This is a genomic window from Ruegeria sp. CF5, assembly GCF_056537325.1.
In genome coordinates, this window is sequence record NZ_JBQFRI010000005.1 from 90,656 (window position 1) to 115,527 (window position 24,872).

The 24,872-nt window shown below is 57.2% G+C and carries 30 protein-coding genes and 1 pseudogene; 17 read left to right on the forward strand and 14 right to left on the reverse strand.

The genetic code is table 11. The features are described 5' to 3' along the window. Nucleotides 1-107: 107 nt before the first annotated feature. The 6 genes from ACR0NW_RS13390 to rplB all read right to left on the reverse strand — a co-directional run bounded on the left by ACR0NW_RS13390 (nt 108) and on the right by rplB (nt 3,575). Complete coding sequence (locus ACR0NW_RS13390) at nt 108-728, reverse strand: 2OG-Fe(II) oxygenase family protein (protein WP_480450664.1); 621 nt, start codon at nt 726-728, stop codon at nt 108-110. 202 nt (nt 729-930) lie between these two features. After that, nucleotides 931-1,344, reverse strand: a complete 414-nt coding sequence (rplP, locus tag ACR0NW_RS13395) for a 50S ribosomal protein L16 (protein ID WP_170498041.1) — start codon at nt 1,342-1,344, stop codon at nt 931-933. Between the two features lie 12 nt (nt 1,345-1,356). After that, nucleotides 1,357-2,067, reverse strand: coding sequence for a 30S ribosomal protein S3 (gene rpsC, locus ACR0NW_RS13400; RefSeq protein WP_170519126.1), 711 nt, complete (start codon nt 2,065-2,067; stop codon nt 1,357-1,359). Continuing rightward, on the reverse strand, nt 2,067-2,447 hold the full coding sequence (rplV, locus tag ACR0NW_RS13405; RefSeq protein WP_039538267.1) for a 50S ribosomal protein L22: 381 nt from the start codon (nt 2,445-2,447) through the stop codon (nt 2,067-2,069). The genes rpsC and rplV overlap by 1 nt, the downstream gene beginning before the upstream one ends. A gap of 3 nt (nt 2,448-2,450) precedes the next feature. Further along, the gene (rpsS, locus tag ACR0NW_RS13410; protein ID WP_010437056.1) at nt 2,451-2,729 is read right to left on the reverse strand and encodes a 30S ribosomal protein S19; all 279 of its coding nucleotides are present in this window, start codon (nt 2,727-2,729) and stop codon (nt 2,451-2,453) included. Nucleotides 2,730-2,732: 3 nt separating this feature from the next. Then, nucleotides 2,733-3,575: a 50S ribosomal protein L2 gene (rplB, locus tag ACR0NW_RS13415; protein ID WP_008757664.1), complete on the reverse strand. Its 843-nt coding sequence runs from the start codon at nt 3,573-3,575 to the stop codon at nt 2,733-2,735. 370 nt (nt 3,576-3,945) lie between these two features. On the opposite strand from rplB, the gene ACR0NW_RS13420 reads away from it, so the two are divergent. After that, nucleotides 3,946-4,839 (forward strand): hypothetical protein, encoded by an 894-nt coding sequence (locus ACR0NW_RS13420; RefSeq protein ID WP_480450665.1) that lies wholly within the window; start codon nt 3,946-3,948, stop codon nt 4,837-4,839. A gap of 188 nt (nt 4,840-5,027) precedes the next feature. Here the strand turns inward: ACR0NW_RS13420 and ACR0NW_RS13425 are convergent. Beyond that, nucleotides 5,028-5,114, reverse strand: a pseudogene (locus ACR0NW_RS13425) (50S ribosomal protein L23); the annotation flags it as partial. Then, a complete protein-coding gene (locus ACR0NW_RS13430; protein ID WP_480450667.1) occupies nt 5,110-5,691 on the reverse strand; it encodes a YceI family protein in 582 nt (193 codons plus the stop codon). The gene ACR0NW_RS13430 and the pseudogene ACR0NW_RS13425, both read right to left, overlap by 5 nt. Nucleotides 5,692-5,804: 113 nt before the next feature. Between ACR0NW_RS13430 and ACR0NW_RS13435 the strand changes: the two genes are divergently transcribed. Next, nucleotides 5,805-6,221 carry a MarR family winged helix-turn-helix transcriptional regulator gene (locus ACR0NW_RS13435; protein ID WP_480450668.1) on the forward strand — a complete coding sequence of 139 codons (417 nt, stop codon included), beginning with the start codon at nt 5,805-5,807 and terminating at the stop codon, nt 6,219-6,221. 60 nt (nt 6,222-6,281) lie between these two features. On the opposite strand, the gene ACR0NW_RS13440 is transcribed toward ACR0NW_RS13435, so the two are convergent. From ACR0NW_RS13440 to ACR0NW_RS13465, 6 genes are all read right to left on the reverse strand, one after another. Then, a complete protein-coding gene (locus tag ACR0NW_RS13440; protein WP_010437040.1) occupies nt 6,282-6,578 on the reverse strand; it encodes a 50S ribosomal protein L23 in 297 nt (98 codons plus the stop codon). After that, on the reverse strand, nt 6,575-7,192 hold the full coding sequence (rplD, locus tag ACR0NW_RS13445) for a 50S ribosomal protein L4 (RefSeq protein WP_155148664.1): 618 nt from the start codon (nt 7,190-7,192) through the stop codon (nt 6,575-6,577). The genes ACR0NW_RS13440 and rplD overlap by 4 nt, the downstream gene beginning before the upstream one ends. Further along, nucleotides 7,189-7,914, reverse strand: a complete 726-nt coding sequence (gene rplC / locus ACR0NW_RS13450; protein ID WP_480450670.1) for a 50S ribosomal protein L3 — start codon at nt 7,912-7,914, stop codon at nt 7,189-7,191. Before rplC ends, rplD begins: the two co-directional genes overlap by 4 nt. 18 nt (nt 7,915-7,932) lie before the next feature. Beyond that, nucleotides 7,933-8,247, reverse strand: coding sequence for a 30S ribosomal protein S10 (rpsJ, locus tag ACR0NW_RS13455; protein WP_008756422.1), 315 nt, complete (start codon nt 8,245-8,247; stop codon nt 7,933-7,935). Between the two features lie 227 nt (nt 8,248-8,474). Next, the gene (locus ACR0NW_RS13460) at nt 8,475-9,200 is read right to left on the reverse strand and encodes a GIY-YIG nuclease family protein (RefSeq protein ID WP_480450672.1); all 726 of its coding nucleotides are present in this window, start codon (nt 9,198-9,200) and stop codon (nt 8,475-8,477) included. Between the two features lie 188 nt (nt 9,201-9,388). Then, nucleotides 9,389-10,054: a cyclic nucleotide-binding domain-containing protein gene (locus tag ACR0NW_RS13465; RefSeq protein ID WP_480450674.1), complete on the reverse strand. Its 666-nt coding sequence runs from the start codon at nt 10,052-10,054 to the stop codon at nt 9,389-9,391. Nucleotides 10,055-10,231: 177 nt separating this feature from the next. Here ACR0NW_RS13465 and ACR0NW_RS13470 point away from each other — a divergent pair, with 177 nt between their 5' ends. The 15 genes from ACR0NW_RS13470 (at nt 10,232) to ACR0NW_RS13540 (ending at nt 24,741) form a co-directional block, all read left to right on the forward strand. Further along, nucleotides 10,232-10,975 carry an SDR family NAD(P)-dependent oxidoreductase gene (locus tag ACR0NW_RS13470; protein ID WP_480450676.1) on the forward strand — a complete coding sequence of 248 codons (744 nt, stop codon included), beginning with the start codon at nt 10,232-10,234 and terminating at the stop codon, nt 10,973-10,975. Continuing rightward, a complete protein-coding gene (locus ACR0NW_RS13475) occupies nt 10,972-11,442 on the forward strand; it encodes a MarR family winged helix-turn-helix transcriptional regulator (protein ID WP_480450678.1) in 471 nt (156 codons plus the stop codon). The genes ACR0NW_RS13470 and ACR0NW_RS13475 overlap by 4 nt, the downstream gene beginning before the upstream one ends. A gap of 5 nt (nt 11,443-11,447) precedes the next feature. Beyond that, nucleotides 11,448-12,248, forward strand: a complete 801-nt coding sequence (locus ACR0NW_RS13480; RefSeq protein ID WP_480450977.1) for an enoyl-CoA hydratase family protein — start codon at nt 11,448-11,450, stop codon at nt 12,246-12,248. A 3-nt stretch (nt 12,249-12,251) separates the two neighbouring features. Then, entirely contained in the window at nt 12,252-13,412 is a 1,161-nt protein-coding gene (locus ACR0NW_RS13485; RefSeq protein ID WP_480450679.1) for an acyl-CoA dehydrogenase family protein, read from the forward strand. Nucleotide 13,413: 1 nt separating this feature from the next. Continuing rightward, complete coding sequence (locus tag ACR0NW_RS13490; RefSeq protein WP_480450681.1) at nt 13,414-15,036, forward strand: AMP-binding protein; 1,623 nt, start codon at nt 13,414-13,416, stop codon at nt 15,034-15,036. A gap of 172 nt (nt 15,037-15,208) precedes the next feature. Next, nucleotides 15,209-16,348, forward strand: a complete 1,140-nt coding sequence (locus ACR0NW_RS13495) for an ABC transporter substrate-binding protein (RefSeq protein ID WP_480450683.1) — start codon at nt 15,209-15,211, stop codon at nt 16,346-16,348. Nucleotides 16,349-16,398: 50 nt separating this feature from the next. Beyond that, entirely contained in the window at nt 16,399-17,319 is a 921-nt protein-coding gene (locus tag ACR0NW_RS13500) for a branched-chain amino acid ABC transporter permease (RefSeq protein WP_170653878.1), read from the forward strand. Next, the gene (locus ACR0NW_RS13505) at nt 17,316-18,299 is read left to right on the forward strand and encodes a branched-chain amino acid ABC transporter permease (protein ID WP_480450685.1); all 984 of its coding nucleotides are present in this window, start codon (nt 17,316-17,318) and stop codon (nt 18,297-18,299) included. Before ACR0NW_RS13500 ends, ACR0NW_RS13505 begins: the two co-directional genes overlap by 4 nt. Next, nucleotides 18,292-19,041 carry an ABC transporter ATP-binding protein gene (locus ACR0NW_RS13510; RefSeq protein ID WP_480450687.1) on the forward strand — a complete coding sequence of 250 codons (750 nt, stop codon included), beginning with the start codon at nt 18,292-18,294 and terminating at the stop codon, nt 19,039-19,041. Before ACR0NW_RS13505 ends, ACR0NW_RS13510 begins: the two co-directional genes overlap by 8 nt. Continuing rightward, on the forward strand, nt 19,038-19,727 hold the full coding sequence (locus tag ACR0NW_RS13515) for a branched-chain amino acid ABC transporter ATP-binding protein (protein WP_170653872.1): 690 nt from the start codon (nt 19,038-19,040) through the stop codon (nt 19,725-19,727). Before ACR0NW_RS13510 ends, ACR0NW_RS13515 begins: the two co-directional genes overlap by 4 nt. Nucleotide 19,728: 1 nt before the next feature. Next, entirely contained in the window at nt 19,729-20,136 is a 408-nt protein-coding gene (locus ACR0NW_RS13520; protein ID WP_480450689.1) for an acyl-CoA thioesterase, read from the forward strand. Then, the gene (locus tag ACR0NW_RS13525) at nt 20,133-20,525 is read left to right on the forward strand and encodes a RidA family protein (protein WP_480450691.1); all 393 of its coding nucleotides are present in this window, start codon (nt 20,133-20,135) and stop codon (nt 20,523-20,525) included. Before ACR0NW_RS13520 ends, ACR0NW_RS13525 begins: the two co-directional genes overlap by 4 nt. Before the next feature lie 50 nt (nt 20,526-20,575). Beyond that, nucleotides 20,576-21,463, forward strand: coding sequence for a tryptophan 2,3-dioxygenase (locus tag ACR0NW_RS13530; RefSeq protein ID WP_170653866.1), 888 nt, complete (start codon nt 20,576-20,578; stop codon nt 21,461-21,463). Between the two features lie 3 nt (nt 21,464-21,466). Beyond that, nucleotides 21,467-22,291 (forward strand): alpha/beta hydrolase, encoded by an 825-nt coding sequence (locus ACR0NW_RS13535; RefSeq protein WP_480450692.1) that lies wholly within the window; start codon nt 21,467-21,469, stop codon nt 22,289-22,291. 98 nt (nt 22,292-22,389) lie between these two features. Next, the gene (locus ACR0NW_RS13540) at nt 22,390-24,741 is read left to right on the forward strand and encodes an oxidoreductase (RefSeq protein ID WP_480450694.1); all 2,352 of its coding nucleotides are present in this window, start codon (nt 22,390-22,392) and stop codon (nt 24,739-24,741) included. Nucleotides 24,742-24,872: the final 131 nt, after the last annotated feature.

Consider the following 24,872-nt stretch of genomic DNA (forward strand, 5'->3'; position numbering starts at 1 on the left):
GGTTCGGCGTCCAAAAAATACGGGCGCCGTAGAATACCCGGTGAACCTGCCTGAGCGCCAACCCGTCCCTGCCGCTGCGCTGCTACAGGGACGGCCAGGTTCTGCAATCATCCCCAACTGTAATTGAAACTGACGCTGATGCGTTCTTCTTCAGCCATGTTCATCGGCACCTCGTGGCGCAACCAGCTTTCCCACAGCAACACGTCACCCACTTCGGGTTTCATGTAGATGAATGGCTGCAGTTCACGCCGCGCCTCTTTCCGGCGCACCGGAGAGGCCATCATCCGGGCTGAGCGCGGATCCTCGAGCTTGAGCGCGCTGGCGCCTTTGGGCATCGCCACGTAGGTCGTGCCAGAGATTACGCTGTGCGGGTGGATGTGGCTGGCATGCATCCCGCCTTCGGGCAGGATGTTGATCCACAGATCCTCGAGCTTCAGTTCCCGGTCGTCCAGATCGAACTCTAGATCCGTTGCAAACGCAGCGACATGCTGGTCCAACACCTTGACCAGATCGGCAAAGATCGGGAACCGCCAGGGCAGATCAGTCAGCGAGGCATAACTGGTATAGCCGGGATAGCCGTTCTCTTCACACCACTCCTGCCCGGCTTCGTCATCTTCGGCGATGACAAGACAAGAGCTTTCTAATTCCTGCTGGTCGATCCTTGGATCGAACTCGGACAGGGCGGCGCGATAGAGGCGGGTGGCGAAGAGTGATTCAATCTGTGGCATGACAGCGTCTTAGATCAGCTTCGCAGCCAATGCGACAGAAGATTTTGAGCCAGATGACGATTGGGCCCTTCATTCATTTGGCCGAACAGTACTCCGGGAAAGACGCGGTTTACCGCGGCGGGGACAGCACCCCAGAATGAAGAACCCCCGCCGGTTTCCCGACGGGGGTCAATCTTGTCACGATGGGGTTTCCCCCAATCGCTTACCAGTCTTCGCGGACCACGACGCGGGTCTTGATCGGCAGCTTCATCGCGGCCAGGCGCAGGGCCTCGCGGGCGATGTCGTCATTGACACCGTCGATCTCGAACATCACACGACCGGGCTTTACTTTTGCTGCCCAGAAGTCAACGGAGCCTTTACCTTTACCCATACGGACTTCGGTCGGCTTCGAGGTCACGGGAGTATCCGGGAAGATCCGGATCCAGACGCGGCCCTGACGTTTCATGTGACGGGTCATGGCACGACGTGCAGCTTCGATCTGACGCGCGGTGACGCGCTCGGGCTGCAGTGCTTTCAGACCGTAGGTGCCAAAGTTCAGATCAGAGCCGCCTTTGGCTTCGCCCTTGATCCGGCCTTTGTGCATCTTGCGGAATTTAGTACGCTTTGGTTGAAGCATATCTTTCCCTCCTTAGCGACGACCGCCACCAGCACCACGAGGTGCAGGGCCGTCCTGGAGTTCCTGTGCTTTACGGTCACGTGCCTGCGGATCGTGCTCCATGATCTCACCTTTGAAGATCCAGACCTTGATCCCGATGATCCCGTAAGGAGTCATCGCTTCGGCATGTGCGTAATCGATGTCGGCACGCAGGGTGTGCAGAGGCACGCGGCCTTCGCGGTACCACTCGGTCCGTGCGATTTCGGCACCGCCCAAACGGCCAGCGACGTTCACCCGGATACCCAGCGAACCCATGCGCATGGCGTTCTGAACCGACCGCTTCATCGCGCGGCGGAACGAGACGCGGCGCTCCAGCTGCTGAGCGATGGACTCGGCAACCAGCTGCGCGTCAAGCTCGGGCTTGCGCACTTCGACGATGTTCAGGTGCAGTTCGCTGTCGGTCATACGAGCAAGCTTTTTGCGCAGAACTTCGATGTCCGCACCTTTCTTGCCGATGATGACACCGGGACGTGCAGTGTGGATCGTGACGCGGCACTTCTTGTGCGGACGTTCGATGATCACACGGGCAACACCGGCCTGCTTGCACTCTTTGTTGATGAACTCACGGATCTTGAGGTCTTCCAGCAGAAGATCACCGTAGTCCTTGGTGTCGGCGTACCAGCGGCTGTCCCAGGTGCGGTTGACCTGCAGGCGCATGCCGATCGGATTTACTTTATGACCCATTAGGCTTGCTCCTCAACTTGACGCACCTTGATGGTGATCTCCGAGAACGGCTTCATGATCTTGCCGAAACGGCCACGGGCACGCGGACGTCCGCGCTTCATGACCAGGTTCTTGCCAACCCATGCTTCGGCGACGATCAGTTCGTCGACGTCCAGGTTGTGGTTGTTTTCGGCATTCGCGATTGCGGACTGCAGGCACTTTTTAACGTCCTGCGCGACACGCTTGTTCGAGAAAGTCAGGTCGGTCAGGGCCTTCTCAACTTTCTTGCCGCGGATCATCTGCGCAACCAGGTTCAGTTTCTGCGGGCTGGTGCGAAGCATGCGGGTTTTCGCCATTGCTTCGTTTTCAGCCACGCGGCGGGGGTTCTTTTCCTTGCCCATGACTTACTTCCGCTTCGCTTTTTTGTCTGCGGCGTGACCGTAATAGGTACGAGTCGGCGAGTATTCACCGAACTTCTGACCGATCATGTCTTCCGAGACGTTGACGGGAATGTGCTTGTGGCCGTTGTACACACCAAAGGTCAGACCCACGAACTGGGGCAGAATGGTGGAACGACGTGACCAGATCTTGATGACTTCGTTGCGGCCCGACTCGCGCGCTGCTTCGGCTTTTTTCAGCACGTAAGCATCGACGAAAGGACCCTTCCAAACAGAGCGAGACATGGATTAACGTCCCTTCTTCTTGGCGTGCCGCGAGCGGATGATCAGCTTCTGGGACGCTTTGTTTTTGTTGCGGGTACGCTTACCCTTGGTGTCCTTACCCCAAGGCGTAACCGGTGTACGGCCACCCGAGGTACGACCTTCACCACCACCGTGCGGGTGATCGATCGGGTTCATTGCAACACCACGAACCGACGGACGAACGCCCTTGTGGCGCATACGACCGGCTTTACCGAGGTTCTGGTTCGAGTTGTCGGGGTTGGACACGGCACCAACGGTGGCCATGCATTCCTGACGGACCATGCGCAGCTCGCCCGAGCTCAGACGGATCTGAGCGTAGCCGCCATCGCGACCAACGAACTGAGCGTATGTACCGGCCGCACGTGCGATCTGACCGCCCTTGCCGGGCTTCATCTCGATGTTGTGGACGATGGTGCCGATCGGCATGCCCGAGAACGGCATTGCGTTGCCCGGCTTGATGTCGGCCTTGGCGGATGCCACGACTTTATCACCAACAGCCAGACGCTGCGGAGCCAGGATATATGCCTGCTCGCCGTCTTCGTATTTTACCAGTGCGATGAATGCGGTCCGGTTCGGGTCGTATTCGATCCGCTCGACGGTTGCCGCGACATCAAATTTGTTCCGTTTGAAGTCAACGATCCGGTAGAGACGCTTTGCGCCACCGCCGCGGCGGCGTGAAGTGATCCGTCCGGTGTTGTTCCGGCCGCCCGATTTGGTCAAACCCTCTGTGAGAGACTTGACCGGACGTCCTTTCCAAAGCTCCGAACGGTCGATCAGCACCAGCCCGCGCTGGCCCGGCGTCGTCGGCTTGTACGACTTAAGTGCCATGCTTTCTGTCTTCCGTTTAGCAAGTGCGAGGAGTTTCCCCGCTATGTGATAGGCCCCCGTAGGTGCCAAGGGTATAGGGCCCCGAAGGTCCCCGGTTACAAATATCAGAGGCCCCGGAACGAATCCGAGGCCGCAAGATTGGGAGCATTTAGCAGTGTTGGGGGTGGGTGTCTATAGGGCACGGTCAAGAAATCTCCGCGCTCCAAGAACCCAAGAAATAGTTAACAAAAATCGCTGCCACAACGTAAGCCAACGACCAGCCAGTACAGCATCCGGACCCTCGTCTAGCACTCAATAGAACATTAATGTTGACTGATGCTCTACCTTCGGAAGAACATTCTTTTACATTTTTTTCTTACTTGAGGACGACATGACTTTTTTTCCGATCAATTTGCGCCCAGCCATCTTCACGCTAGTCTTTTCAGCAACCTTTCCGACAGCAGGCGTATCTGAATACTTGGTCAATAAAGCAACCTTTGATGAACTGAAGAAAGAAAAGTTTTCTGAAAACACCCAACCCATAGGACAAGCTTTCCCAGACGCAACATTCGTACTGATGTCCGACACCGCAGAAAAGAAAGCGTTCGACTTATCAAACCTCTTTAGAGGTAGAGAAGTCGAGCCAAAGCCACCATATTTTACGCCAATTCTTGGAGGCCCCGTGTTCTTCTATACAACCATCGAAAACGGAGAGGTCGTATCCAAGGCGTATTCTGAACTTGATGACCAAGGAAGGCGAGATCTTATCTCTACTCCGTACTCGAACCTAGTCGTAGACGACAAATCCTCCGATCTTTCGTTCACAGTGCCTATTGGTTCCGTCTCCTTGCGTGGAGGGAAGTATCGACTCCAATACTACAACATTAGAGCGAAAGTTGAGCCTTGTGCACCAGACGATTTGCTAACAGGACAGGTTTTGGTAGGCGTGGGCGCTCAAGTCATAGTTGATGCGCGAATTAAGGCATTTAATTTCACCGCTTCCTTGAGCGACATGGCTAATCTGGCAAATGGAACATTCAAAAGGATCAAGGGCAGCGTCTTCGCAACGGTACCCGGCTTGAAAGGTGATGCCGTTCTAAAGTCCAAAGCTGACGACGCATCTGGCGAAGCTACTTATGAAAATCTCAAAGACGCTAGTGAATTCATGAATGCTGCGAGCATTGCCTTTGAAAGTATGAATATCTCTCAACCCATTTTGATTGGATTTGTCGACAATGAAACACCAGGTGCGTGTCGTGCAAAGTTCGTTGAAGCACAGGATTGAGGTCAATTGCTCGGCACGCACTTCGCTACTTCCAACTTGGCCTAGCGGAAACATTGTCCCACTAAGAAATTAAAGTGCAATAATTGGCGCAAGCCTGCTCCAAGAATAAGCTGCTCAAAGCCAATCTCCGCCAACAAAAAACCCCCGCTTGCGCGGGGGCCTTTATCACTCTGCAAAGACGGGTTCGATCAGAGACCGATGGACACGTCGATGGTGATGCCCTCTTCCAGGGTCACATATGCTTTCTTGACGTCTTTCCGACAGCCCAGCTTACCCGTCGGCCTTCATCTCGGTCGTGATGAGGAGGGTGATCGGTCCGGTCGAAAATGGCCCAACTCCGAACTCCGTATGGTCAATCTCACCTTCTGCCGTGAAGGCCACCCAATCGCCCGCGTAATATTCGATGGCGCTGCCCAGCGGATGCTCACCCTGATGGGTCAGCGTGGTTTTCAGCGTCACCGGCTTGGTCACGCCATGGATGGTCAGGTCGCCGGTCACGTCCGCCGTGGTGTCGCCGGTTCGCTCAATCCCGGTGCTGACGAAAGTGATCTCGGGGTAGGTTTCGACCTCCAAAAAGTCCGCTGACTTCAGGTGATCGTCCAGCGGCCCAAAGCCCGAAGACAGGCTGTTGGTGTCAATCGTCACGGTCAGAGTCGAAGCTTCGACATCATCCGCGTTCAGATCCAGCACCCCTTCGGCCTTGGTGAACTCGCCATGCTGGTTCGACACGCCTGCATGGCTCCAGCCGAACCGAACTTCGGTATGCCCCTGATCAGTCTTGTAGGTCTGCGCAAAGGCTGGCGTCATGGCGACGGTCAGGGCAGCGGCGGCAATCATAGACTTAAAGGTCATAGCGGTATTCCTTTCATCCGACAGGTACTGGATTTTAGATGAATTTTCATCTATTGGAACCAAAGAAATACCGCAATCAGATTTGAAGTGAACACGAAGTTGTGAAGAATGATTTGCCAACACCGCTGGAGACAGACATCTGGGTCGCAATGAACCGGACCACCCGGCTTATCCAGACGGAAATCAGTGCGGCCCTGAAGGACGCGGGCCTGCCGCCACTGAAATGGTATGATCTGCTATGGTCCCTCGAACGACATGGAGGTCGACTGCGTCCTTTTGAGCTTGCCCAAGACACAATTTTTGAACAATCGAACCTGTCTCATTTGAGCAGACGGCTGGCGGCAGAGGGGTTGATTGAATTTGTTTCATTTGACAGCGACCGGCGCGGTAAAGTCCTGCAGATCACGGACAAGGGAAAAGACGTACGAAAACGTATGTGGGCGATTTATGGCCCCCTGCTGCACGAAATGATGCGTGGCTTCAGCAGTGCTGATGGGTGGCACTCGTTTCTTGAGGCGGCACGCAGCTGATACCAACAAAAAAACCCCCGCTTTCGCGGGGGTTTTGTTTTCGTCCAAGGACGGGTTCGATCAGAGACCGGTGGACACGTCGATGGTGTTACCCTCTTCCAGGGTCACATATGCTTTTTTGACGTCTTTCCGACGGCCCAGCTGGCCGCGGAACCGCTTGACCTTGCCTTTGGTCACGGTGGTGTTCACCGCTTTGACCTTCACACCAAACAGTGCCTCAACGGCCTCTTTGATCTGCGGCTTGTTGCTGTCGATCGCCACTTCAAAGACTACCGCGCCGTTTTCGGACGCCATGGTCGACTTTTCGGTGATGACCGGCTTGCGGATCACGTCGTAGTGTTCTGCCTTCGCGCTCATTTCAGACGAGCCTCCAGTGCTTCGACAGCCGCTTTGGTGAGCACCAGAGTGTCACGCTTGAGGATGTCATAAACGTTTGCACCCATCGACGGCAGGATATCCAGACCTTCGATGTTGCGCGACGCCTTCAGGAACCCTTCGTTCACGGTCGCACCGTCGATGACCAGAGCGCGTTTCCAGCCCAGGTTTGCAACCTGTTTGGCCAGTGCGGCGGTCTTGCCTTCGGCTTCGGCGTTCTCGATCACAACCAGTTCACCCGCCTTGGCTTTGGCCGACAGAGCGTGGCGCAAGCCAAGCTTGCGGAACTTCTTCGGCAGGTCGTGGCCGTGCGAACGAGGGGTCGGGCCCTTGTAGATACCACCCTTGCGGAAGATCGGCGCGTTACGGTCACCATGGCGTGCGCCACCGGTGCCCTTCTGGCGATAGATCTTCTTAGTCGAGTAGCTGGTTTCCGAGCGGGTCTTTACCTTGTGGGTGCCGGCCTGCGCGTTGTTGCGCTGCCAACGGACCACACGGTGCAGGATGTCCGCACGAGGCTCGAGACCGAACAGATCGGCGTTCAGCTCGATGTCGCCGGCTTTGCCGCCGTCCAGTTTGATTACATCAAGTTTCATGCTTCACCACCTTCCGCGGGAGCTTCTTCCGCAGGTGCTTCGGTTGCAGCCGATTTCACAGCAGCCGGGAAAGGCAGGCCTTCCGGTGCTTTCTTCTTGACGGCGTCCTTGACGGTGACCCAGCCCGATTTCGGTCCGGGAACGGCGCCTTTGATGAAGACCAGACCACGTTCGGCGTCGGTTTTGACGACTTCCAGGTTCTGGGTGGTTACACGGGCAGCACCCATGTGACCGGCCATCTTCTTGCCTTTGAAAACTTTGCCCGGATCCTGACACTGACCGGTCGAACCGTGCGAACGGTGGCTGATCGAAACACCGTGCGAAGCGCGCAGACCACCAAAGTTCCAACGCTTCATAGCACCTGCAAAGCCTTTACCGATCGAGGTGCCCGAAACGTCAACTTTCTGACCTTCCAGGAAGTGTTCTGCCGAAATTTCAGCACCTACTTCGATCAGGCCATCTTCGGAGACGCGGAACTCGGCCAGCTTACGCTTGGGCTCAACCTTGGCAGCGGCATAGTGACCGCGCATGGCTTTCGAGGTGCGTTTTGCCTTGGCAGCACCGGCGCCCAGCTGAACGGCGGTGTAGCCGTCTTTGTCAGCAGTACGCTGTGCAACAACCTGCAGGTTGTCCAGGTGAAGAACGGTCACAGGGATCTGCTTGCCGTCTTCCATGAACAGGCGGGTCATGCCAACTTTTTTTGCGATAATACCAGAGCGCATAATCTATACCCTCCGATCTTACGACTGCAGCTTGATCTCGACGTCCACACCAGCAGCGAGGTCGAGCTTCATCAGCGCGTCAACGGTCTGGGGGGTCGGATCAACGATGTCCAAGAGACGCTTGTGGGTGCGGATCTCGAACTGGTCGCGGGATTTCTTGTCAACGTGAGGGCCACGGAGAACCGTGAACTTCTCAATCTTGTTCGGCAGCGGGATCGGGCCGCGCACGTTCGCGCCGGTCCGCTTGGCAGTGTTGACGATCTCTTGCGTGCTGGCATCCAGAACGCGATAGTCAAATGCCTTCAGCCGAATACGGATATTTTGGCTTTGCATATTAACAGCCTTTTATTCAGGCGTTGGGGTTGAGAGGAGGACAAGCGCGCATCGCCAACCCTCTTCGAACCCAAAAGGCGGGAATCACCCCGCCTTGATGTTCTTGTTGAGAACTCGCGCGATCTACAGGGGTGTGAGGGGTTTGGCAAGGGGGAAATGTGTGAGGTCAACTTTCAGGGCCACTCTGCCGAGCCCATTTATTAGTTAGCTGTAAACCGCCGGAAACTCTATGCCAACATTAGTTTCCTTGCTTCATTAGTGACATCTTCGACATCGGCTTGAAACCACTCTGTTCCAATTGCCTCCGTTAACCGAAGCTCATGAAAACACCTGTGCAGGGTGGTCTCGAGACCGACGGAATCACTAGTCTTGAGAATATACCGCAAAACCGGGAAACCCGCGTTACCAGTTCCATATTGAGACAACACCCTATCTACGACCGAGCCCAATTCACTACTCAAATGGCGTCCGATTTTGGTGCAACTAAATCCCAGTTTATCTAAAAGCCCATCGGTATAGAGATAGACTGCCTGATCGCCTTCCCCAAGTATTTCGCAGTTTTCGAGCATTCTTTCGCGCAACTGAGTTTGACGCAGATTACCGCCATGCTCATATTCGAGCTTCGCCGCGTTAATTAGTAGGTCCTCATCGTTGATCCACTCTGTCAACATGCCACTTTTTTGAGAGAATTGTACCGCTTTGGATTTGGCAAACCCGTTTTTTATCAAACAATAGATAGAGGTATCCCTGATATCTCCCTCCCAGCCTTTCCCATTGTCGATCCAATACCCTTTGCTGAGTTGATCCCGGTACTTTGTCAGCGCGTACTGCACACTACGTGGTGGATTTCCTGCGACAACGTCTGCGATAATCAATTCAGCCGCTTCTCGTTGAAAGGGGCGCATCGCCCGTATGATTTCAGAGCTCTGTGTGATTTTAGGTGTCTTAGTCATTATTTTTCTCTCGACTTTTGCCAGAAAAATGGCAGAAAAATTTCCCGGCGACTGGTTACCGTATTTTTGTCAGAAACCCCAATTGGTAAGTTGAGCCAACAAAAAAGCCGCCCCGAAGTGGGATAGCCTTCTTTAGTTTAATGGTTCCGGCTCTCGTTGGACCTCTGGAGCTGATCCTCCCCCCACCTTCAAGGAATCTGCGCCCTCGCCGTTTGCAGGAAACGCGAAATCTCAAGGCCGAGGCTGGCTTCAATCGATATCCTCAGATCCGTGTTTTTTTGCAGTTCGGGTTCCAGCGCTGCAAACTCCCAAACAAGGATGCGTGATGGTTTGGTGGCCGTGACCGTCACTGGCGCGGCGAATGTCTTGTCGTTGCTCAGAAACGCTGTTCCACCCAAAAAGCGGCCCTCACCCAGCTTGTCCACGACCTCACCATTCATTTCGACGCTGACTTCGCCGTCGATGATCAGCGACAAGCCATTTACCGGCGTACCCTGTGTAAGCAGTTTGGTTTGGGCGGGAACAGATGTCCGAGTGCCCATATGCAGCAGGTTGAACGCCTCTCTCTCGGTGAAGTTGCGAAGGGCGATTTCGTAGAGGTGCCTCTCCTCGTCACTGAACGGCACGGGCCTGCGTTCCAGCAACAGCCGTGTGATCCAGTAGAGGTTGATGGCCATGAAAAACAGGTTCCACCCGATCGGCGCCCAAAGGGGAGCGTTTTGAAAGTAATAGTAAGGCAACAGCAAAACCGCGCCGATAACCGACAGTACCCTCAACCAGAAAATATCTTTTGCGGAATAAGACAAAAGGTAGAAGATGTTCGCGGCGTTCACCAGAATATCCAGCCCCAGCATTCCGTTCCCCCACATTGGCCTGCGCGTAGGACTTACCGTAAATTCGTTCACGCAAGGCGCAAAGTCGGATTTGTGGCCTTCTCAATTGGTGACGGATTCCAACATTTATTTTAAACTCAAAATTTCTATTGTTGAAATACTTTCACTTTGCTACGCTTCCTTCAAGCGAGGTGCAGAATGGTTCTTTCCGATGCTCATGTGGTTGTGACCGGCGGCGGGTCCGGGGTTGGTGCGGAATGCGCCCGACAGCTCTCGGGTGCCGGGGCGCGCGTCACCATCATGGGGCGCAGCCGGGATGCGCTGGTCGCGCTAAACCTGCCGTTTCAGATCTGCGATGTTGCAGAGCCTGAGCAGGTTGAGGCGGCGTTTCAGGCCGCCCGGTCGGAAAACGGGCCTGTTTCAGCGGTAATCGCAAATGCCGGAGCCGCGCCCAGCAAGCCTTTTGCAGCGATGTCGCCCGGGGATTTCTCGGATGCGCTGGCGGTCAATCTGAGCGGTGTGTTTCATTGCTTTCAGGCCGTTCTGGGTGACATGCGTGATGCGGGCAAGGGTCGGATGATCGCCATTGCCTCGACCGCCGGTCTGAAGGGCTATCCCTATGTGTCCGGCTATTGCGCAGCTAAACATGGCGTTGTCGGGCTGGTGCGGTCGCTGGCGGTGGAACTGGCGCAGACGGGCATTACCGTGAACGCGATCTGTCCGGGGTTTGTTGCGACGCCGCTGTTGGAACGGTCCGTTGAAACGATCATGGCCAAAACCAGGGCGACCCGCGAGCAAGCCGAAGGGGCCTTGAAACAGGGTAACCCGCAAAACCGGTTCATTGAAACTGACGAAGTGGCGGCCTCAGCGCTGTGGCTGTGTTCGGACGCGGCACGCAGTGTCAATGGCCACACACTTACCCTGTCCGGAGGCGAGATATGACCCGGCCCGACCCCATTCCCACTGAATCCCCCAGTAAGGAGCGTCTGCGCCTGTGGCTGCGACTGCTGAAAACCTCGCGCGGGATCGAGGCACAGTTGCGTGCCAGATTGCGGGACGAGTTCAGCTCGACCCTGCCACGGTTCGATGTGATGGCTGCCCTGTCGCGGCACAAAGACGGCCTTAAGATGAGCCAGTTGTCAGGCGTGTTGCGGGTATCGAACGGCAACGTGACTGGGATCGTAGATCGACTGGTCGAGGAAGGGCTGGTCATGCGTGTCGCGGTCGAGGGGGACCGGCGGGCGTCACTGGTGCGACTGACCCGCAAGGGAGAGGCCGAGTTCGCTACACAGGCGGCAGCGCATGAGGGCTGGATCGATGACATGCTGGGCGCGCTGAGCGCGGACGAGGCCAGCGCGATGGGCGCGCGGCTGGAGGACCTATTGATGGCAGCGGAGCAGGACACATGACCGATATGCGCAGCGATACCACTCATTTTCTGTGCCATATCGAGGACGGTATCGCGACAATCTCGCTGAACCGACCCGAACGGAAGAACCCGCTGACATTCGACAGCTACGCTGAGTTGCGCGACTGGTTCCGCGATCTGGTGTATTCGGACGATGTGAAGGCGGTGATTTTCACTTCGAACGGGGGCAATTTCAGTTCCGGCGGCGATGTTCACGACATCATCGGGCCGCTGACGCGGATGAATATGAAAGAGTTGCTGGCCTTTACCCGCATGACCGGAGATCTGGTCAAGGCGATGGTGAATTGCGGCAAACCCATCATTGCGGCGGTGGATGGCATCTGTGTCGGCGCGGGCGCGATCATCGCAATGGCCAGCGATCTGAGGATCGCAACGCCTGAGGCCAAAACGGCCTTTCTGTTCACGCGGGTCGGCCTTGCCGGTTGCGATATGGGGGCCTGCGCCATCCTACCCCGGATCATCGGACAGGGCCGCGCGGCTGAGCTGCTATATACTGGTCGTTCGATGAGCGCCGAAGAAGGTGAGCGCTGGGGATTCTTCAACCGCCTTGTGCCCGCGAGCGATCTGGAGGGTGAGGCCCGCGCATTGGCAGCGCGGCTGGTCGAAGGTCCGAACTTCGGACACATGATGACCAAGACCATGCTGGCGCAGGAATGGTCCATGTCGATCGAGCAGGCCATCGAGGCCGAAGCGCAGGCACAGGCGATCTGCATGCAAACCGGCGATTTCGAGCGTGCGTTTAACGCCTTTGTGGCTCGCGAGAAGCCGGTTTTCGAGGGGGATTGAGCCATGCCCGACCGGTCCTTTCTGAGTTGGCCCTTCTTTGACGACAGACATCGCGAACTGGCGGACATGCTGGATCAGTGGGCCGATGCTGAACTGGGCGGGATCGATCATTCGGATACGGATCAGGCGTGCCGCGATCTGGTCGCGTCGCTTGGGCGCGATGGCTGGCTGACGCATACGGCGGTGACGCCTGATGGCGGCCCGCTGGATGTGCGCAGCCTGTGTCTGATCCGCGAAACGCTTGCGCGATATGACGGGCTGGCGGATTTTGCCTTTGCCATGCAGGGTTTGGGCACCGGGGCGATCTCGCTCTTCGGGTCAGACGCGCAGAAATCCGAATGGCTGCCGCTGACCCGTTCGGGGCAGGCGATTTCGGCCTTTGCACTGACCGAACCTCAATCGGGGTCCGACGTGGCGAATTCGTCGATGACAGCGACACGGGACGGCAACGATTTTGTACTCAACGGTGAAAAGACCTGGATTTCGAATGGCGGAATTGCAGATGTCTATACGCTGTTCGGCCGTACCGGCGAGGCACCGGGGGCAAAAGGTCTTTCCGCATTTGTCGTTCCTGCTGGTTTGCCTGGTTTCGAGGTTGTCGAACGGCTGGACACGATCGCACCGCACCCGCTTGCAACATTGCGGTTTACCGATTGCAGGATACCCGCAACCGCGATGATCGGTGCGCCGGGCGCAGGTTTCAAAATCGCCATGTCGGTGCTGGATGTGTTCCGTTCCACAGTGGCCGCCGCTGCGCTGGGATTTGCGCGCCGGGCATTGGATGAGGCGCTGAGCCGGGTGACCACTCGCCAGATCGGTGGAGCGCCGCTGTTCGATCTGCAAATGGTGCAGGGACATATCGCGGACATGGCGCTGGACGTGGATGCGGCTGCGCTGCTGGTTTATCGCGCGGCTTGGGCCAAAGATTCAGGTGCACCTCGCGTGACGCGCGAAGCGGCGATGGCAAAGCTGTTTGCCACGGACCACGCCCAGCAGATCATCGACAAGGCGGTACAGCTGTTCGGCGGCGAAGGCGTGAAGTCCGGTGAAACCGTCGAGAAACTGTATCGGGAAATTCGTGCGCTGCGCATTTACGAAGGCGCCTCGGACGTTCAGCGCGTTGTGATTGCACGGCAGACGCTTGGAGCACATCAGGGAGGATGACATGCTCGGACCTTCGGCCCATACCGACACATTCGCACGAGACAACCTGCCACCTGCGGATCAATGGCCCGACCTATTGCTGGATGGGTTCGACTATCCCGACAAACTGAACGCGGCGGTCGAACTGACCGACAGGATGGTCGAGAAGGGCTTTGGCGATCACACCGCGCTGATCGGCAACGGGCGGCGACGCACATACAAGGAGCTGGCGGATTGGAGCAACCGGATCGCGCATGTTCTGGTCGAAAACCTTGGCGTCAAACCCGGTAATCGCGTCCTGATTCGTTCGGCCAACAACCCGGCGATGGTGGCCTGCTGGCTGGCCGCGACCAAGGCCGGCGCGGTGGTGGTCAACACGATGCCGATGCTGCGCGCGGGCGAATTAACTGCCATCGTGGACAAGGCAGAAATCAGTCATGCGCTGTGTGATACGCGCCTCAAGGATGAACTGGTCGCCTGCGCCAAAGCCTCCGGATACCTGAAAACCGTGGTCGGGTTCGACGGCACGGCCAACCACGATGCCGAACTTGACCGGCTCGCGTTGGAAAAACCCGTGCAGTTCGACGCAGTGGAAACCAGTCAGGACGACGTGGCGCTGCTGGGTTTCACCTCGGGCACCACTGGATCGCCAAAGGCGACCATGCATTTTCACCGCGACCTTCTGATCATCGCGGACGGATATGCCAAAGAGGTGCTGAAGGTGACCCCCGAGGACGTATTCGTGGGCTCGCCCCCGCTGGCCTTCACCTTTGGTCTTGGCGGGCTGGCCATTTTTCCATTGCGGTTCGGCGCAGCCGCCGCCTTGCTTGAAAACGCTTCACCGCCGAACCTGATCGAAATCATTCAGAGTTATAAGGCCACGGTGTGTTTTACTGCGCCCACCGCGTATCGCACCATGCTGGCCGCGATGGAGGAAGGTGCCGATCTGTCCAGTTTGCGCGCCGCCGTTTCAGCAGGTGAGACCCTGCCCGCCCCGATCTATGACGACTGGATGGCCAAGACCGGCAAACCGATGCTGGACGGGATAGGCGCGACAGAACTGCTGCATATCTTTGTCACCAACCGCTTTTCCGACCACCGCCCGGCCTGCACCGGCAGGCCCGTCACAGGGTATCAGGCGAAAGTCATCGGTGACGATGGAGAGGAAGTACCAAGAGGATCAGTTGGCCGCCTGGCAGTTCGCGGCCCTACAGGATGCAGGTACCTGAACGACGAACGCCAGAGGGATTATGTTCTGAACGGCTGGAACATCACCGGCGACAGCTTCACTATGGATCCCGACGGATACCTGCACTTTGCCGCCCGTAACGACGACATGATCCAAAGCTCGGGCTACAACATCTCGGGCCCCGAAGTCGAAGCGGCGCTGCTGTCGCATCCCGCAGTTGCGGAATGCGCTGTGGTGGCCAAGCCGGATGAGGCGCGCAGCAATATCGTTGAGGCCCACGTGGTTTTGACCGAGGGCCATAACCCGGATGCAGATACGATCAAAACCCTGCAGGATCACGTCAAGGCAACCATCGCACCGTACAAGTATCCGCGAAGTGTCGTCTTTACGGATACGTTGCCCAAGACGGCTACGGGCAAGATCCAGCGGTTCCAGCTGCGCGAGAATGCGAGATGATCCAAACGGTTGCACCCTGCGAGAAACCCTTTAGCTTGCCGGATGCAGGCACCTTCGCGTGCTTTGAAATCAACCTGTCCGATTTGAAGGGATCGGCGGGATATCCCGGACGGCACTCAGAAGAGTGCTGCGCAAAACCTTCGCATTTGACCTTCAACAGGGGAAGACAATGATGAAAACCAAATCCTTGCTGCTGGCGGCAACGACCGCCCTGATGACCGCCGGTATGGCACTGGCCGAACCGGTCAAGGTCGGAATGATCACCACCCTTTCCGGCGGCGGCGCCGGTCTGGGCATCGACGTGCGCGACGGGTTCATGCTGGCCGTGAAACAGGCGGGCAACCCGGATATCGAAGTGGTCATCGAAGACGATCAGCGCAAACCGGACATCGCCGTGCAACTGGCCGATCAGATGATCCAGTCCGACAAGGTGGATATCCTGACCGGCATCATCTGGTCCAATCTGGCGATGGCCGTGGTGCCTTCGGCCACGGCGCAGGGCAAATTCTATCTGTCGCCCAACGCTGGCCCGTCGGCGCTGGCAGGAAAGGGATGCCATCCGAACTATTTCAACGTGGCATGGCAGAATGACAACCTGCATGAGGCGGCGGGCGCCTATGCCAATTCCGCCGAACTGAAGAACAGTTTCATCCTGGCCCCCAACTACCCAGCCGGACAGGATGCGCTTGCCGGGTTCAAGCGGATGTATCAGGGCGATCTGGCCGGAGAGATTTACACCAAGCTGGGCCAGAAGGATTATGCCAGCGAGATCGCGCAGATCCGTGCATCGGATGCGGATAGCGTGTTCTTTTTCCTGCCCGGCGGTATGGGGATTTCCTTCCTCAAGCAATATGCTGATAGCGGCGTTGACCTGCCAGTGGTCGGACCCGCGTTTTCCTTTGATCAGGGTATTCTGCAGGCCGTCGGTGCCGCTGCGATGGGCGTGAAGAACACCAGCCAGTGGAACAAGGATATCGACAATGCCGCAAACAAGGCCTTTGTCGAGGCGTTTCAGGCCGAATATGGTCGCCTGCCGTCGCTTTATGCAAGCCAGGGCTTTGACACCGCGAACTTGATCCTGTCCGCAATGGCCAAGGCCGACGTCAAAGATCAGGACGCATTCCGCGCAGCGCTGGAAGCGGCCGAGTTCGACTCGGTCCGTGGCGATTTCAAGTTCGGTCCGAACCATCACCCCATTCAGGACATTTATGTCCGTGAAGTGGTGCAGGAAGGCGATGTGTTCACCAACAAGATCCTTGGTGTCGCATTGGAAGATCACGCCGACGCCTATGCGGGCGAGTGCAGCATGTAAGAACCCGGTGGCGCAGGGGCTGATCCTGCGCCATCCTTCAGGGTAGAGAAATGTCCTTCATTCTATTGATCGAACAGATCCTGAACGGTCTGCAATTCGGGGTCATGCTGTTTCTGACGGCTGCCGGATTGACGCTTGTGTTCGGCGTCATGGGGTTGATCAACCTCGCGCATGGCTCATTGTTCATGATTGGCGCGTTTGCCGCCGCCGCAACCGCGGCCGCAACCGGCAGTTTCGTTCTGGCACTGGCGGCCAGCCTTGCCGCAGCCGCAGCGGCCGGGGCACTGGTTGAGGTTCTGGTGATCCGGCGCCTTTATAAGCGCGATCATCTGGATCAGGTGCTGGCGACATTTGCGCTGATCCTGATCTTTTCCGAAGGCACGCGATGGGTGTTCGGGTCGTTCCCGCTGTATTTGAACATTCCGCCTGCGCTTTCCGGTCCCGTCACCCTGCCCGGCGGCATCGAATATCCGATCTATCGTCTGACCATCATTGCCGTCGGATTGTTGATCGCGTTGGGGCTGTTCCTGCTGATTTCCCGAACCCGACTGGGCGTGCAGATACGGGCGGGCGAAAGTGACCGGGAAATGATCGCGGCCCTTGGGATCGACATCAACCGGCTTTACACGATCGTATTCGCTCTGGGCGCAGCACTTGCCGGGCTGGCCGGTGCCCTGGTCGGCGCCATTCAGTCGGTGCAGGTCGGGATGGGGGAACCGGTGCTGATCCTTGCCTTTGTCGTGATCGTGATCGGCGGCATCGGATCGATCAAGGGCGCGCTGGTCGGATCGATACTTGTCGGGCTGACGGACACGCTGGGCGGCGTTCTGCTGCCGGAAACCTTCAAACTGTTCATGGATCCTGCCTCGGCCACGGCGGTCGGTTCGGCGCTGGCCTCCATGCTGATCTATATCCTCATGGCTGCGGTACTGATCGTGAAACCCACTGGCCTATACGGAGCACGCGCATGAGCCGCGAGAGAGTATTCAACACCGCTCTGGGCCTCGGGCTGTTGCTGTTTCCGTTGTGGGCCTATTTCACGGATGAACCGTTCATGATCACGCTGGCTACACGCGTGGCAATTCTGGCGCTGGCCGGTGTCGGCCTGAACATTGCGCTTGGTCTTGGCGGGCTTGTCAGCCTTGGTCATGCTGCGTTTTTTGGCATCGGCGGTTATGCGATGGGCATTCTGGCCAGTCACGCGCAAAGCTATGCGCCCCTGATGGAATCGCCGTTTCTGATCGAAGGCACAAAATCCATGCCGGTGATCTGGCTGACGGCCATCATTGCGTCGGCACTGGCCGCACTTGTGATCGGTGCGCTGTCGCTGCGCACCTCGGGCGTTTATTTCATCATGATCACCCTCGCCTTTGGACAGATGCTTTATTACTTCGCCATCAGCTGGCCCGCATATGGGGGTGAGGACGGGCTGTCGATCTATGTGCGCAACAGCTTTCCCGGGCTTAACACTTTGGACCCGATCCAGTTTTTCCTGATCGCCTATGTGATCCTGATGCTCGCGCTGCTGTTCTCATCCCGGTTGGCCAGATCGCCTTTCGGTCTGGCCCTGAACGCAGCGCGGCAGACCCCCGAACGGGTCGAAACCATTGGCATCACCCCATATCGCCTGCGCCTGACGGCCTTTGTCATTTCGGGCATGATGACCGGCCTTGCGGGTGCACTGTTCGCCGATCTGAACCGCTTTGTCAGCCCAACGATGTTCAGTTGGCAAACCTCGGGTGAGATCATGATCTTTATCATTCTGGGGGGTACGGCACGGCTGTTCGGTCCTGTTGCCGGCGCAGCCTTGTTCATTGCGCTTGAGCATGTTCTGGGCGATCTGTCCGAGTTCTGGCACATCTATCTGGGCCTTCTGCTGCTGGCCGTAGTCCTGTTTGCACGCGGTGGCATCATCGGCACGCTTGCTGGTCAGGAGGTCAAGCATGGCTGATCCTGTCCTTGCAGTTCGGAATATCTCGAAAAGCTTTGGCGCGCTTAAGGCATCAAACGACGTCAGTCTGGATCTGCATCCGGGGGAAATCCATGCCCTGATCGGGCCGAATGGCGCGGGTAAGTCGACGCTGATCCAGCAGATCGCAGGTGGATTGCAGCCGGATAGTGGCACGGTTCACTTCATCGGGCAGGACGTAACTGGACTTGGTACGGTGAAACGCGCGCAGATGGGGCTGGGCCGCACCTTTCAGATATCGGCGCTGGCGATGGAGGACACGGTGCTTCAGAACGCCATGCTGGGCGCGCTGGGGGCCAGTGGCCGCCCGTTTCGTTTTTTCCGGTCGGTTCTGGGTGATCAGACCCTGCGGCATGTGGCCGAGGCAGCGCTCGAGCGGGTGGGGTTGCTGGAACATGCGGCCATCCGCACCTCGGACCTGTCACACGGGCAGCGCCGTCAGCTGGAGGTCGCCGTGGCGCTGACGCTGAACCCACGCGCATTCGTGATGGATGAACCGATGGCCGGACTGGGCGCCAGCGGGTCGAAGCGGTTGACTACCTTTCTGGATGAGTTGCGGCATGAGGCCCCGATCCTGCTGGTTGAGCATGACATGGATGCGGTCTTTGCGTTGGCCGACCGGATCAGCGTTCTGGTCTATGGCAAGGTTATAGCGACGGGAACGGTGGACGAAATCAGAAACCACCCCGAAGTTCGCCGCGCCTATCTGGGGGAAGACGCATGAGCCTGCTGAACCTGACCAATATCTCGGCCTTCTATGGCGCGTCACAGGCCCTGTTCAAGGTCAGCCTGCGCGTGGACGAAGGCGCAGTTGTCGCCCTGATGGGGCGCAATGGGATGGGAAAGACGACGACGATCAAAACAATCCTGCGAATGTTGCCCACGGCAGGCGGTGAACTGATGTTCGACGGTCAGGACCTGCGCCGCCTGCCCAGCCACAAAGCAGCCCGTCTGGGGCTGGGGCTTGTGCCGGAAGGCCGCCGGTGTTTCCCAAACCTCAGCGTCGAGGAAAATCTGACAGCTGCCGCACGCCCGGGTCATTGGGACCTGAAACGCATCGCGCAACTGTTCCCGCGGCTTGAAGAACGTCGCACGCAATCTGCGGCATCACTGTCCGGTGGGGAACAGCAGATGCTGGCGATCGGGCGTGCCCTGATGACCAACCCACGCCTGTTGATCCTTGACGAAGCCACCGAAGGACTGGCCCCGATCGTACGGCAGGAGATTTGGGCAGCCATTGCAACGCTGAAACGGGAAACCGGTCTGGCCATTCTGGTCGTGGACAAATCACTGCGGGAATTGGCCGAAGTCGCAGATGAAGCCGTGGTATTGCAACGTGGCGAGACCGTCTGGCACGGCGCGATGTCCGCACTGACGGCTGATGTAACCGACCGGTATCTGGGGGTTTGAGATGGCCTATCACTGGCGTCAGAAAGTTCTGTTCAAGCACTGCGATCCCGCAGGCATCGTTTTCTACCCGCGCTACTTCGAGATGATCAACGATTGTGTCGAAGCGTTTTTCTTTGACGCCCTGCACTATCCGTTCGAAGATTTTCACAAATCCGAAGCCGGCGCACCGACGGTTCAGATCAACACCGCCTTTCACGCGATCAGCCGCCACGGGGATTGGTTGGACTTTACACTGACACCCACCCGGATCGGGCGCAGTAGTTTCGAGTTCGTCATCGTTGCAACCTGTGATGGCGAAAAGCGGCTGAGCGCACGGGCAACACTGGTGCATATCAGGAAATTCGCGTCCGAGGCCTGGCCCAAAGACGTGCACAAAAAAATATCTAAGATGATCGGAGACCCGCAATGAGCAACAAGGTGATCCACCCCGAAGGCTGGGTGCCCGCCAAAGGCTATGCCAACGGTATCCTCAGCGAGGACGGCACACTGTATGTGGGCGGTCAGATCGGATGGACTGCAGAACAGAAGTTCGAAACCCATGATTTCATCGGTCAGATGGAACAGGCGCTGTCAAATATCGTTGAGGTTGTCCGGGCTGCCGGTGGCTCGGTAGAGAACATCACGCGCCTGACCTGGTACGTGACCGACAAGCGTGAATATCTGGCCCGGCAACGCGAGGTGGGCGAGGTTTACCGCAAAGTAATGGGCCGGCACTTTCCTGCGATGACCATGGTTGTCGTTGCGGGTCTGGTCGAGGATGAGGCGCTAGTCGAAATCGAAGCCACCGCGAAACTTTAAGCCCCGAGGCAAAGAATCGCTGGCACAGACCCGCGAACCGGAGAACGAAAATGGCGGATCAGGACAAGAAAGAAAAACTTCTCAAGCGCGGAATCGAGGACACGTTGGTCACAGATTTCGCGGATACGCACCGCAAGAGCTATGGCGATTTCCTGCAGCTCAAAACACTTCTGAACCTGCAAAAGACATTTCAAGACCCGGCCCAGCCGGATGAGATGCTGTTCATCATCATCCATCAGGTCAGTGAGCTGTGGCTGAAACTGATGCACCACCAATTGGTCGAGGTGCGTCATTTTCTGCAGCAGGACGATTTTGGCCCGGCGATGAAGAACCTCGACCGGATCAAGGCAATCCAGCGGCAGCTGATTACAGCGTGGGAAACGCTGCTGACGATGACCCCCGCCGATTACCTGACGTTCCGCTCGGCATTGGGAAACTCGTCGGGGTTTCAAAGCTACGGCTACCGGCAGATCGAGTTCATTCTGGGCAACAAGGACATCTCGACGCTGAAAGTGCACGAACATGACGCAGAGGTCATGGAGATGCTGAACGCGGCGCTGACAAAACCGTCCCTGTATGACGAAGTGTTGCACATGCTGTCCCGCCAAGGGTTCGATGTTCCGGCGGACCTTTTGGATCGCGATTATGCGCAGCCCTATTCTGGCGACCCGCGCATCGTGAAGATCTGGGTCGAAGTATTCCGCAACACCGACAAGTACTGGGATTTGTATGCGCTGGCCGAGAAACTGATGGATGTGGAATCGCTGTTTCAGCGGTGGCGTTTCGATCATGCCACCGCGGTGGAACGCGTCATCGGAATGCAGCCCGGTACCGGCGGGTCCAGCGGTGTGGCGTTCCTGAAAAAGGCGTTGGAGCTGAAATTCTTTCACGACTTATACGACATGCGAACCGAACTAATGTACAATCAGGAGAGCTGAGGCGTGCTCTATCGCGGATTTTCCCAAGAGGAACTGGTACAGGAATATTCGCCCAGTTCGATGGTGGGCGGTGACATTTCCCCGTATCTTTCCAGCTATGCGGCGCTCAGCGTCGAGGCCCGCGCAAGCCTGACCATACGTGAGAACCTGCAATATGGCAGTGGACCGACGCACGTTCTGGATTTTTTCCCGGGCCGTAATTCCGACGCGCCACTGCACGTGTTTATTCACGGCGGCTACTGGCAGGCACTGAGCCAACGCGACTCGGCAATGATGGCACCGGCGATTGTGGAAAGCGGGCATGCCTTTGCCACACTGAACTACACGATCGCACCCGATGCGCGGCTGGGTGAGATGATAGCCGAATGCCGTCAGGCTTTGCTCTGGCTGGCGTCGAGAGCCGCCGAGTTGGGATTTGATCCGTCAAACATCACGATTTCCGGTCACAGCGCAGGTGGCCATCTGGCTGCGATGGTCATGGCCACCGCCGCAGATGAGTTGAACAAAGCAGGTTTGACAGTTCGGGAGGTGATCCTGATCAGCGGAGTCTTCGATCTGGAGCCCGTCGCGCAAACGCCGGTGAACGATCCGATACAGCTTACTCCACAGGAGATTCAGGAGCTATCCCCGGTTCTTAACCTTCCAGCCCCTGGACCGCACTATAGGGTAACCGTGGCCGAACGAGACACGCCCGAGTTTGTCCGCCAAAGCCGTGAATACGCCGAACTTTTGCGCAAGGCAGGCCATTCCGTCAGTTTCGATCTGCAAAAAGGACTGCATCACTTTGACATCATCCTGCATTCCACGAGCTTCACGAGCGCGCGGTAATCCGGATTCATGGTAGGTGATGCATGCTTAAATATTTTATACTTAAATTAATTACCTGGACGTGGTAGATGTCGACCAGAGATCAGGGGAGGGCAGCAATGAAAATCACGGTGATCGGAGGCGGTCCGGGCGGACTCTACACTGCGCTTTTGACCAAAAAGGCGCGCCCGGACTGGCAGGTCGAGGTATTCGAACGCAATCAGGCCGATGATACGTTCGGGTTCGGCGTCGTTTTTTCGGATGAAACGCTGGATGAGTTTCTGAGCCGGGACAAACCGGTTTTCGACCGGATGCGTGATCAGTTCGCCTATTGGGACGACGTGGCGATTCATTTCAAGGGTCAGGAAATGCGATGCGCCGGAAACGGCTTTTGCGGCACGTCACGCCATACCCTGCTGCGCGTTTTACAGGAACGGTGCGCAGAGCTGGGTGTCGATATGACCTTTGGCGCCGATATAGATGCGGGAAACCTGAAGTCTCAGTTTCCGGATTCAGATGTGATCGTTGCCAGTGACGGCATCAATTCAGCGATCCGAAACCACCATGAGGACGGTTTTCAACCGACGACTGTCTGGAAATCGAACCGCTTCTGCTGGATGGGTTCGACCCGTCCGATGGATGAATTCAACTACTTCTTCCGCGAAACGGAACATGGGCAGATGGTCGCCCACTGTTATCAGTACGACAAGGACCATTCGACCTGGGTGTTCGAGATGGACGAGGCTACGTGGCAAGGCCACGGGTTTGAAGAATTTGACGAAGAAGGATCCAAAGCCAAGCTGGAGAGGATTTTCGCCGAGGAACTGCAGGGGCATCCCCTGTTGCTGAACCGGTCGAACTGGCGCAACTTTCCGCGGATATTCTGCGAGAACTGGTTCGTGGACAATATCGTCATTTTGGGCGACGCCAAGGCCAGCGCACATTTTTCGATTGGGTCGGGCACCAAGCTGGCGATGGAATGCGCCATCGCATTGTCCGATGCGCTGATTGAACACGCCGAATCCGATGTACAAAGGGCGTTTCAGACCTATGACGATGCGAGGCGCACGCCCTGCCAGATTATCCAGCACAATGCCGATGTTTCGCTTGCGTGGTTCGAACATATGAACCGGTCATGGGACATGGAACCTTATCAGTTCGCCATGGTGGTGATGTGCAGGGCCAAGTCGATCACCTATGACAACCTGCTGATCCGCGACGCCGAGTTTGTGCGAAAGGCGGATGATGAATGGTACGCGCGCCACTTGCGCGAAACCGGAGAGGATTTGCGCGTTTCCCGCCCTACCCCGATGTTTTCCAAATTTACCTTGCGGGGCATGGAATTGGGTAATCGGGTGGTGATGTCGCCGATGGCGCAATATTCGGCGGACAAGGACGGCAATCCGACCGAGTGGCACAAGGTTCATTACTGCAGCCACGCGACCGGAGGTATGGGGTTGATCTACACCGAAATGACTTGCACGTCGCCGACTGCGCGCATTACCGAAGGTTGCCCGGGCATGTGGACCGATGAACATGAAGCGAGGTGGAAAGAGATCGTCGATTTCATCCACGCCAATTCCGCAGCCAAGGTTGCAATGCAACTGGGCCATTCCGGGCGCAAGGGGTCGACCCAGCTGGGATGGGAACGGATGGATCACCCCATAGCTGACCCGGCCGCAAACTGGCCGCTCGTGTCGGCATCACCGATCCCGTGGTTTGATGGCGAAAGTCAGGTGCCGGAACAACTGGATCGGGCTGGAATGACGGAGATTCAGGAAGAATTTGTGCAGGCAACCCAACGTGCTGCCCGTGCTGGTTTCGATATGCTGGAGCTTCATTGCGCACACGGATATCTGCTCGCGTCATTCCTGTCGCCCCTGACCAATCATCGTAAGGACGAATACGGCGGCAGTCTGGAAAACCGTCTGCGTTTCCCGCTGGAAGTTTTTGCGGCCATGCGTGAGGCTTGGCCTCCCGAACGTCCGATGTCGGTGCGCCTGTCCGGCAGCGACTGGAAAGAGGGCGGGGTGACCGAAGCTGAGTTGATCGGCATTGCCGAAGCCTTCCGCGATGCGGGATGTGATCTGATTGATGTCTCTGCCGGGCAAACAGTCCCGGATCAGCAGCCCGTATATGGCCGCATGTTTCAAGCCCATCTGGCCGAAGCGGTTCGCAACCTGCCCAAAATCGCCACCATGGCTGTTGGTGCGATCACCGAACCGGCGCAGGTCAACACCATTCTGCACACCCGCCGCGCCGATCTGGTGGCCATCGGGCGCCCGCATCTTTGGAACCCATATTTCACGCATCAGGCCGCCGCTTGGTACGGTGCACGCAACGATGCGTTCTGGCCCAAACAATACCTGAGTGGTGGCGCGCAGGCCTTTCGTGAAACCGAAAAATCGCGTGAAAAGTTACAGGAACTGCAGCGCAAAGCCGCACCCGGTCGTCATATCAGAGGGTTGTAACCCGCATGCAACTTACCGTCTGGGTGAACAGAACAGGAGTATCTGCGCGTGATATCCCCTGTTTGCATGATCACTTTTTTGGATTTGGCTGAATTGTGAAGTGAAATGTTCAGGTTTTGGCGTATATTTAT